Here is a 3,331-nt window from a genome sequence, read left to right as displayed (position 1 = left end):
TGTTGGTGTGGTTGCGAGTGTGTGTAAGTTTTCGGCCGGTTAGTGCCAGTTCCCTGCGCCCATTGCTGGGTGTGTAGGTCTGGTCTATTGATCCCGTGTTCTGCGGGGGGCCTTATCCCACTTGATGGGTGAGAAGCCTGGTCTTGGAGGGGGTTTCCCGCTTAGATGCTTTCAGCGGTTATCCTGTCCGAACGTGGCTATCCAGCGGTGCCCCTGGTGGGACAACTGGTGGACCAGAGGTTCGTCCGTCCCGGTCCTCTCGTACTAGGGACAGGTTTCCTCAAGCTTCTGACGCGCGCGGCGGATAGAGACCGAACTGTCTCACGACGTTCTAAACCCAGCTCGCGTGCCGCTTTAATGGGCGAACAGCCCAACCCTTGGGACCTGCTCCAGCCCCAGGATGCGACGAGCCGACATCGAGGTGCCAAACCATCCCGTCGATATGGACTCTTGGGGAAGATCAGCCTGTTATCCCCGGGGTACCTTTTATCCGTTGAGCGACACCCCTTCCACTCGGGGGTGCCGGATCACTAGTCCCGACTTTCGTCCCTGCTTGACATGTTCGTCTCGCAGTCAAGCTCCCTTGTGCACTTACACTCGACACCTGATTGCCATCCAGGTTGAGGGAACCTTTGGGCGCCTCCGTTACTTTTTAGGAGGCAACCGCCCCAGTTAAACTACCCGCCAGGCACTGTCCCTGAACCGGATAGACGGTTCGAGGTTAGAGGCCCAATACGATCAGAGTGGTATTTCAACAACGACTCCACAATCACTGGCGTGATTGCTTCACAGTCTCCCACCTATCCTACACAAACCGAATCGAGCACCAATACCAAGTTGTAGTGAAGGTCCCGGGGTCTTTTCGTCCTGCCGCGCGTAACGAGCATCTTTACTCGTAATGCAATTTCGCCGAGTCTATGGTTGAGACAGCTGAGAAGTCGTTACGCCATTCGTGCAGGTCGGAACTTACCCGACAAGGAATTTCGCTACCTTAGGATGGTTATAGTTACCACCGCCGTTTACTGGGGCTTAAATTCTCCGCTTCACCCCCCGAAAGGGGTTGACGGGTCCTCTTAACCTTCCAGCACCGGGCAGGCGTCAGTCCGTATACCTCGTCTTGCGACTTCGCACGGACCTGTGTTTTTAGTAAACAGTCGCTTCTCACTGGTTTGTGCCACCCCCTACCGCTGCCCCGGGCAAGCCGGTTGACGGTGTGGGGGTCCCCCTTCTCCCGAAGTTACGGGGGCATTTTGCCGAGTTCCTTAACCATAGTTATCTCGTACGCCTCGGTATTCTCTACCTGACCACCTGTGTTGGTTTGGGGTACGGGCCGTGTATGGACTCGCTAGAGGCTTTTCTCGACAGCATAGGATCACCGAATTCGCCTCACTCGGCTATGCATCACCTCTCAGGATTGATGCCAGACGGATTTGCCTATCTGGCTCCCTACAGGTTTGCCCCAGTATTACCACTGACTGGTACGGCTACCTTCCTGCGTCACCCCATCGCTTGACTACTACCCACACGGGTCCCACGCAGCCGGTGACCCTCGCTCCCCGAAGGGATTGATAGGCCACCTTTTGGGTGGTTAGCAGTATGGATTCGTCAGGGACGCTCATACACGGGTACGGGAATATCAACCCGTTGTCCATCGACTACGCCTGTCGGCCTCGCCTTAGGTCCCGACTCACCCTGGGCGGACTGGCCTGGCCCAGGAACCCTTGGTCTTCCGGCGGGCAAGGTTCTCACTTGCCTTATCGCTACTCATGCCTGCATTCTCGCTCCCACACCCTCCACCACTGAATCACTTCGTGGCTTCACCGGATGCAGGACGCTCCCCTACCCAACAACACCCCAAAAGGATGCTGCTGCCGCGGCTTCGGCGGTGTGCTTGAGCCCCGCTACATTATCGGCGCACAATCACTTGACCAGTGAGCTATTACGCACTCTTTCAAGGGTGGCTGCTTCTAAGCCAACCTCCTGGTTGTCTTCGCGACTGCACATCCTTTTCCACTTAGCACACGCTTAGGGGCCTTAGCCGGCGATCTGGGCTGTTTCCCTCTCGACGCACGGAGCTTATCCCCCGCCGTCTCACTGCCACACTTTCGACTTGTCGGCATTCGGAGTTTGGCTGACGTCAGTAACCTAGTAGGGCCCATCGGCCATCCAGTAGCTCTACCTCCAACAAGAAACATGTGACGCTGCACCTAAATGCATTTCGGGGAGAACCAGCTATCACGGAGTTTGATTGGCCTTTCACCCCTACCCACAGCTCATCCCCTCAGTCTTCAACCTAAGTGGGTTCGGGCCTCCACGCGGTCTTACCCGCGCTTCACCCTGGCCATGGGTAGATCACTCCGCTTCGGGTCCACAACACACCACTACACCAACCCCTACAGGTTGGATGCGCCCTATTCAGACTCGCTTTCGCTGCGGCTACCCCACCCGGGTTAACCTCGCGACATGTCGGTGACTCGCAGGCTCATTCTTCAAAAGGCACGCCATCACCCCACACAAAGTGAGGGCTCTGACGGATTGTAGGCACACGGTTTCAGGTACTCTTTCACTCCCCTCCCGGGGTACTTTTCACCATTCCCTCACGGTACTCATCCGCTATCGGTCACTAGGAAGTATTCAGGCTTACCGGGTGGTCCCGGCAGATTCACAGCAGATTCCACGGGCCCGCTGCTACTCGGGGAAAACCTGCATCAGCAGGCAGCGGATTTTCGTCTACGGGGCTCTCACCCGCTACGGCAGACCATCCCAGGCCACTTCGACTAACCCACTGCTTTATCACTGCTGCTCCCCTCGGCGGAAAGGAGAAACACAGGCCCCACAACACCGCATGCACAACCCCCGCCGGGTATCACATACACACGGTTTAGCCTCATCCGCGTTCGCTCGCCACTACTAACGGAATCACATACTTGTTTTCTCTTCCTACGGGTACTGAGATGTTTCACTTCCCCGCGTTCCCCCCAGACAGCTATACATTCACCGCCTGGTGACACGACATCACTCGTGCCGGGTTTCCCCATTCGGACATCCTCGGATCCACGCTCGGTTGACAACTCCCCGAGGCATATCGCAGCCTCCCACGTCCTTCATCGGCTCCTAGTGCCAAGGCATCCACCATGCGCCCTTAAACACTTACACACAAAACAACTAAAAAAATTTCTCGGAAGAAACAAATTGCATTACCACGACACACACCCACAACGGGTCTGCATCGCGATGCTCGCAACCACTATCCACAAATCAAACACCACACCCCACCACCAAAACATGGGGCGACAACCAAACCTCATCTCCGGTTTCCCACACGGGACAA

At 56.4% G+C, this 3,331-nt stretch carries 1 rRNA gene; it reads right to left on the bottom strand.

Going from position 1 to position 3,331, the window contains the following annotated elements:
• Positions 1-19: 19 nt before the first annotated feature.
• Positions 20-3,156, bottom strand: a 23S ribosomal RNA gene (locus tag ABQF13_RS25205).
• Positions 3,157-3,331: the final 175 nt, after the last annotated feature.

Source organism: Mycolicibacterium sp. XJ879 (genome assembly GCF_053483935.1).
Note: the sequence above shows the minus strand (reverse complement) of the source record. Positions and strands in the feature narration are given on the sequence as shown.